Here is a 6663-nt window from a genome sequence, read left to right as displayed (position 1 = left end):
ACCGTCGGCCTCCGACGCATCCCGGAACACCTGGAGTCCGGGGCGGCCGCTCCAGCCCTCGCCGAACGTGGGCAGCAGGCTCAGCCGCAGGGGCTCGTCGATGGAGGAGGGCGGCACCGCGGGCACCGTGGCGAGGGCGAGGGCACTGAGGGCGGCCTCGTCGAGCGCTCCGAGGTCGGCGCCCCAGTGCAGCACGGCGGGCACGCCCGTGCCGCGGGCGTCGACGACGACGCTGACGCCCGCGGCACGGAGGTGATGGATCACGGGGTGAGGTTACTCCGCGACCGGGATGGACTGGGCCTCGAGCGTCGAGATGGTCGAGGCCTGGCCCTTGGTGAGTGCGTCGACGAGCGTGCCGTCACCGCTCGCGGCGGCCTTGAAGCCGTCCGAGACGTCGGCGTACGTCTGCGTCATGGTGGGGCCCCACGTGAAGTCGGGGCTCACCTGCGTGGCCGCCTCGGCGAACACGTCGTAGATCTTCTGGCCGCCGTAGAAGTCGACGCCCTCCTTGAGCACGGGAAGCTCGAGGCCGGCCGTGGTTGCCGGGTAGATCTGGGCCGTCTGGTTGAGCGAGGTGAGCGCCTCCTCCGAGGTGTTCAGCCACAGCGCGAACTTCGCAGCCTCGTAGAGGTGCTCGGTGCCCTTGAAGACCGCGACCGACGAACCGCCCCAGTTGCCCGCGGTCTCGCCGCCGGCCTCCCACTGCGGGGCGAGCGCGACCGACCAGTTGCCGGCCGTGTCGGGTGCGCCGCTCAGGATCGAGTTGGCCCCCCACACGGCGGAGTTCCAGGTCCAGACCTCACCGGAGTTGTACGCGTTGTTCCACTCGTCGGTCCAGGCGGGGTAGGTCGAGACGAGGTCGTTCGCGATGAGGTCCTGCCAGTACTCGGCGACCTTGGTCGACTCCTCGCTCGTCAGGTCGACAGTCCACTCGTCGCCGTCGTTCTGGAACCACTGCCCGCCCGCCTGCCACACGAATCCGGCGAACTGGTTGATGTCGGTCTGCGAGAAGTTGGTGATGTACCCGCCGAGCGCGCGGATCTGCTCCGCTGCCGCCTTGTACTCGTCCCACGTGGTGGGCACCGGGATGCCGTTCTGCTCGAACAGGTCGCTGCGGTAGAAGAGGCCCATGGGGCCCTGGTCCTGCGGCACGCCGTAGAGCTCGTCGTCGGTGCCGAGGCTCGCCTGGCTCCAGGTCCACGGCAGGAACTGGTCCTCGGCGGCGACGATGTCCTCGCACGCCGCGAGGTTCTCGAGGCCGTCCTGCACGCGGAAGTTCGGCAGGGCGTCGTACTCGATCTGGCCGAGGTCGGGTGCGTTGCCGGCCTCGAGCTGGTTGAAGAAGTTCTGGTAGGTGCCGGCGTTGCCGGAGGGGCCCGTCTGCACCTCGACCTGGATGTCGGGGTTGTCCGCGTTCCAGATCGCCACGGCGTCCTCGATGCCGGGGATCCAGGAGGTGAACGTGAGGTTGACGTCGCCGTCCGCCGGCTCGCAGTATGCGGCGTCGCTGCCGCCCCCTCCGGCGGAGCATCCGACCATCGCGATCGCGACGGTGGTGAGCAGGGCTGCGGCGACCGCTCGTTTCGTGTGACGCATGGTGTTCCTTTTCTCGGTGTGGTGGTGCTGGGTGGGGATGGTGCTGGATGGGTGGCGTCCCGCCGTCGGGACGCGGTCCTACTTCAACGCGCCCGTGCCGAGGCCGGTACGCCAGTACCGCTGGAGCAGGAGGAAGGTGACGATCAGGGGGATGATCGACAGGAGCGCTCCGACGAGCACGAAGCTGCGGAGCTCGGGGAACTGGTTGATCGACGAGTTCCACGCGTAGAGGCCGAAGGTCACCGGGAACAGCTCCTCGCTACGCAGCATGATGAGCGGCAGGAAGAAGTTGTTCCAGATCGCGACGAACTGGAAGAGGTAGACGGTGACGAGCGCCGGGAACATCAGGCGGATCGACACCGTGAAGAAGGTGCGCACCTCACCGGCGCCGTCGAGGCGGCTCGCCTCGAGCAGTTCGTCGGGCACGGATGCCTCGGCGAACACCCGCGTGAGGTACACGCCGAACGGGCTGACGACGCTCGGGAGGAAGACCGCCCAGAACGTGTTGGTCAACTCCACGCGGCTGAACAGCAGGAACAGCGGCAGGGCGAGGGCGGTGGCGGGCACGAGCACGCCGCCGAGCACGACGTTGAAGATCGTCTCGCGGCCCGGGAACCGGTACTTCGCGAGTGCGTAGCCGCACATTGCCGCGAGCAGCGTGGCCACGAGCGCGCCGAGGCCGGCGTAGAGCACGCTGTTGAGCATCCACTTCAGGTAGACGCCGTCGCGATAGGCGAACAGCGCGGCCACGTTGTCGAAGAACGCGAAGTCGGCGAACCACAGGGGATCGGTGCCGAGGAAGTCGGCCCGGTCCTTCGTCGACGCGACGAGCAGCCACCAGATGGGGATGAGGAAGTAGAGCGTGAACACGCCCATGACGAGCATGGCTCCGGCGCGCGGGACGAACCGCTCCCGCGGCCCGCGTCCTGCGGGGGCGGCACCGCCACGGGTGCGCCCGATGGGAGCTTCCGAGCCGATGCTGCCGTGTGCGGCATCCGTGTCGATCGCGGCGCTCATGCTTCGGCCTTCTTCCGGGTGATGCGCAGGAACGTGAACGAGAGGATGAACGTGGCCAGCGCGAGCACGACCGAGAAGGCCGCGGCGAGGTTCACGTTCGGGATCGAGGACGTCGCGTAGATGGTCATGTTCGGCGTGTACGTGCTCGTCACCGCCGAGCTGAACGAGCGGAACACCTGCGGCTCGGCCAGGAGCTGCAGGGTGCCGATGATGGAGAAGATGGCGGTGAGGATGAGTGCAGGACGCACGAGCGGGATCTTGATCGACCAGGCGATGCGTCCCTGGCCGGCACCGTCGAGCACCGCCGCCTCGTAGATCTCGGCGGGGATCGCCAGCAGCGACGAGTAGATGATGAGCATGTTGTAGCCCACGAACACCCACGTCACGACGTTCGCGATCGACCACAGCACCAGGTCGGCACCGAGGAAGTCGACGTTGCGGGTCAGCTCCTGGAACGGCGAGAGGTTCGGGGAGAACAGGAAGCCCCACATGATGGCGGCGATCACGCCCGGCACCGCGTACGGCACGAAGAACGCGAGGCGGAAGAACTTCTTGCCGCGCAGCAGCGGCGAGTCGAGCAGCAGCGCGAAGAGGAGCGCGAGGCCGAGCATGATCGGCACTTGCACGACGCCGAACGCGAGGACCCGGCCGACGGAGGTCCAGAACGGCTCGTTCTGGAAGACGAGCGCGTACTGGGTGAGCCCGCCGAACACCTCGGTGGCCTCGCCGAAGGTGCCTTCGCGCTCGACGACGAGCAGGGACTGGTAGATGGCGTACCCGATGGGCACGACGTAGAACAGCAGGTACAGGAGCCCGAACGGGGCGACGAACGCGATGATGGCTCCGGGGTGCTGCACGCGTCGGCGTGGCCGCGGCGCGGGGGAGGGACCGGCGCTGGTCCTGGGTGCTGCGGAGGCGCCGGTGGTGGTGACGGGGGCGGTCATGCCGCTCCTTCCTCTCTGATGACGCGCACGGCTCCGGCGGGGACGAGGCACGATCCGGCGATGGCGTCGCCGGTCACGAGTTCGGTTCCGCGGGCGACGACGTCGATGTCGTCGGTGCCGTGGTTGATGATGAAGCGGTACGAGTGCTCGGCGCCGACCCGGCGCACGACCTCGACCGAGGCGGTTGCCGCGGGGTCGGCCTCGACCCCGGCACCTTCGAGCACGCGGCCGACGAGGTCACGCAGGGCGTCCCTCTCGAGCAGCGTGCCGAGGTACCAGGCGTCACCGGCGTCGGTTCCGGATGCCGCGGCGCGGCGGGTGATCGCGGGTCGCCCGGCTGCGGGGCCGTCGGCGAACCGGTCGACGACCGCGGCATCCGTCGCCTCGATGCGTTCGCTCCAGAGCGACGCGGAGGCACCGGACTCCAGCCCCAGCGGCGTGCCGGGCAGCACGGGGGCGAACTCCTCGACCCGCACGCCGAGCAGGTCGCGCCACACGGCGGGGTAGCCACCGGGACGGACCCGGTCGGATTCGTCGACGATGCCGCTGTAGAAGGTGACGAGCACGTGGGCGCCGGCGGCGACGGCGTCGTCGAGGGTGGCGGCCTCGGCGTCGCGGACGGAGTAGAGGCCGGGCACGACGACGAGCCGGTACCCCGTGAGGTCGGCACCGGGCCGCACGATGTCGACGGTGACGCCCAGGTCGCGCAGTGCGCCGTAGAGGGCGTGCACCTGGTCGAGGTACTCGATCTCGTGGGTCGGGCGATTCTCGGCGTCGCTCGCCCACCACGACTCCCAGCTGAAGAGCAGGGCGACGTCGGCGACCACGCGAGCGCCCGCGACCTCGTCGAGTCGACCGACGATCGCGCCGAGCTCGACGGCCTCGCGCCACAGCGCGGACGCCGTGCCGGCGTGCGGCAGGAGCGCCGAGTGGAACTTCTCGGATCCCTGGAGGGAGGCGCGCCACTGGAAGAAGCAGACGGCGTCGGCGCCGCGGGCGACGTGGGTGAGGGAGTCGCGCAGCATCTGTCCGGGTTCCTTGGCGGCGTTGACGGGCTGCCAGTTGACCGATCCGGTCGAGTGCTCCATCAGGAGCCACGTCTCGCCACCGGCGAGTCCGCGGGTGAGGTCGGCGGCGAAGGCGAGTTCGGCGCGGGGATCCTCGAGGCGGTGGTCGAGGTAGTGGTCGTTCGCCACCACGTCCATCTCGGGCGCCCAGGTCCAGTAGTCGAGCGTGCGGATGTGCGCGGTGACCATGAAGTTCGTCGTGATCGGCCGCTCGCTGCGGCTGCGGATGACCGCGGCCTCGGAGCGGTAGTACCCCAGCAGCTCGTCGGAGGAGAACCGGTGGAAGTCGAGCACCTGACCCGGATTGCGCGTGGAGACCGTGAGGCGCGGGGTGCCGATCTCGTTCCAGTCGGTGTAGCGCTGGCTCCAGAAGCTCGTGCCCCAGGCCCGGTTGAGCTCGGCGATGGTGCCGTAACGCCGCTCGAGCCAGTCGCGGAACGCGTGGGTGCTCGCATCGCAGTGGCACAGGGCGTTGTGGCATCCGAGCTCGTTCGACACGTGCCAGAGCGCGACGGCGGGGTGCTCGCCGTACCGCGCGGCCACCGCGTCGACGAGGGCGAGGGCGTGGGCCCGGAACACGGGGGAGCTGGGGCACCAGGCCTGCCGACCGCCCGGATGCCGGGTCGTGCCGTCGGCCATCACGGGGAGGATCTCGGGGTGACGGGCGGTGAGCCACGGCGGCGGCGATGCGGTTCCAGTGCCGAGGTTCACCCGGATGCCCGCCTCGTGCAGGAGCTCGATCACGGTGTCGAGGTCGGTGAAGTCGAACGAGGCGTCGGGACCCTGCAGGCGGGACCAGCCGAAGATGTTCACGGCCACGAGGTCGACGCCGGCCTCCCGCATGAGTGCGACGTCCTCGCGCCAGACCGAGGGGTCCCACTGCTCGGGGTTGTAGTCGCAGCCGAAGGCCACGCCCTGGTGCTGGAAGCGGGGACGCGACGCGTCGGCGATGGGCTGCGGCGCCATCGTGGCGAGGTGGTCCATGTGCGCTCCGTCGATCGTGCTCGTGCATCTGTGAACGTGCACAGATCCGACGGCGACAACTCCCCGGCGAATGTCTGTGAACGTACACACATTTGCATCGTGTCGTCCGGATGTCAACTCTTCGGGGGCGATACAGTGAGTCTCGTGTCCACCCCGTCGCACTCGCCGAGGCGCGCCACCGTGCACGACGTCGCCACGGAGGCCGGTGTCTCGCGCGGCACGGTCAGCCGGTACGTGAACGGCGAGCGGTACGTCTCCGCGCACGCGCGTGAGGCCATCGAAGCGGCGATCCGCAAGGTCGGGTACACGCCGAACACGGCTGCGCGCAACCTCGTCATGCAGCGCACGCAGGCCATCGGGTTCATCGTGCACGAACCGCACTCGTTGTTCGTCGAGGACCCCAACATCGGCTCGATCCTGCTCGGCGCCAACACGACACTGTCAGAGGCCGACCACCAGATGGTGTGCCTGATCGTCGATTCCGACCGCGACACCGACCGCGTCGCCCGGTACCTCGGCGGGGGCTTCGTCGACGGCGTGATCATCGTCTCGGCTCGAGAGAACGACCCGATCACCCGGGTCGTGGAGCGGCTCGCACTGCCCGCGGTGTACGTCGGACACCCGCCGGGGCTCGTCTCGGGTGCCTACATCGGGATCGACAACCGGGGTGCGGCGCGCGCCATCACCGAACGCCTCATGGGCACCGGCCGCCGTCGCATCGCGATGATCGCCGCCGCCCTCGACCGGGACTCCGGGGCCGACCGGCTCGCCGGATTCACCGACGCGCTCGGCGACCGCTTCGACGAGCGGATCGTGGAGCCGATCCCGTTCTACTCGTACTCCGAGGGGCGGGCCGCCATGCTCTCACTCCTCGAACGGGATCCGGCGATCGACGGCGTGTTCGCGGCATCCGATGCCGTCGCAGCCGGCGCGATGGAGGCGCTGCGCTCGACGGGGCGCAGTGTGCCGCGCGACACCGGCGTCGTCGGCTTCGACGACAGCGCGAAATTGCTAGAGGGTGAGTCGGCCAGTGGTGATGTCTTCGGCGACGAGGC

General features: G+C 69.4%; 5 protein-coding genes and 1 pseudogene. 1 reads left to right on the top strand and 5 read right to left on the bottom strand.

Annotated elements, in window-relative coordinates:
* The 5 genes and pseudogenes from GH736_RS14575 to GH736_RS14555 all read right to left on the bottom strand — a co-directional run.
* Positions 1–264: pseudogene (locus tag GH736_RS14575) on the bottom strand (alpha-galactosidase); the annotation flags it as partial.
* Between the two features lie 9 nt (positions 265–273).
* The gene (locus GH736_RS14570) at positions 274–1596 is read right to left on the bottom strand and encodes an ABC transporter substrate-binding protein (RefSeq protein ID WP_159604568.1); all 1323 of its coding nucleotides are present in this window, start codon (positions 1594–1596) and stop codon (positions 274–276) included.
* 78 nt (positions 1597–1674) lie between these two features.
* Positions 1675–2613, bottom strand: a complete 939-nt coding sequence (locus GH736_RS14565; RefSeq protein ID WP_203230784.1) for a carbohydrate ABC transporter permease — start codon at positions 2611–2613, stop codon at positions 1675–1677.
* Entirely contained in the window at positions 2610–3557 is a 948-nt protein-coding gene (locus GH736_RS14560; protein WP_159604564.1) for a carbohydrate ABC transporter permease, read from the bottom strand. The genes GH736_RS14565 and GH736_RS14560 overlap by 4 nt, the downstream gene beginning before the upstream one ends.
* Positions 3554–5608: a beta-galactosidase gene (locus GH736_RS14555; RefSeq protein ID WP_407922352.1), complete on the bottom strand. Its 2055-nt coding sequence runs from the start codon at positions 5606–5608 to the stop codon at positions 3554–3556. The genes GH736_RS14560 and GH736_RS14555 overlap by 4 nt, the downstream gene beginning before the upstream one ends.
* A 144-nt stretch (positions 5609–5752) precedes the next feature.
* Here GH736_RS14555 and GH736_RS14550 point away from each other — a divergent pair.
* On the top strand, positions 5753–6663 hold a 911-nt coding region (locus tag GH736_RS14550), incomplete at its 3' end, for a LacI family DNA-binding transcriptional regulator (RefSeq protein WP_203230783.1).

The sequence above is a fragment of the Agromyces humi genome (assembly GCF_009720255.1).
In the GTDB taxonomy this organism is placed as follows: Bacteria; Actinomycetota; Actinomycetes; order Actinomycetales; family Microbacteriaceae; genus Agromyces; species Agromyces humi.
Note: the sequence above shows the minus strand (reverse complement) of the source record. Positions and strands in the feature narration are given on the sequence as shown.

Excerpts from the sequence above, each read along its gene's own strand:
- GH736_RS14570 (WP_159604568.1), bottom strand. The coding sequence starts at position 1,596 with ATGCGTCACACGAAACGAGCGGTCGCCGCAGCCCTGCTCACCACCGTC.
- GH736_RS14565 (WP_203230784.1), bottom strand. The coding sequence starts at position 2,613 with ATGAGCGCCGCGATCGACACGGATGCCGCACACGGCAGCATCGGCTCG.
- GH736_RS14560 (WP_159604564.1), bottom strand. The coding sequence starts at position 3,557 with ATGACCGCCCCCGTCACCACCACCGGCGCCTCCGCAGCACCCAGGACC.
- GH736_RS14555 (WP_407922352.1), bottom strand. The coding sequence starts at position 5,608 with ATGGACCACCTCGCCACGATGGCGCCGCAGCCCATCGCCGACGCGTCG.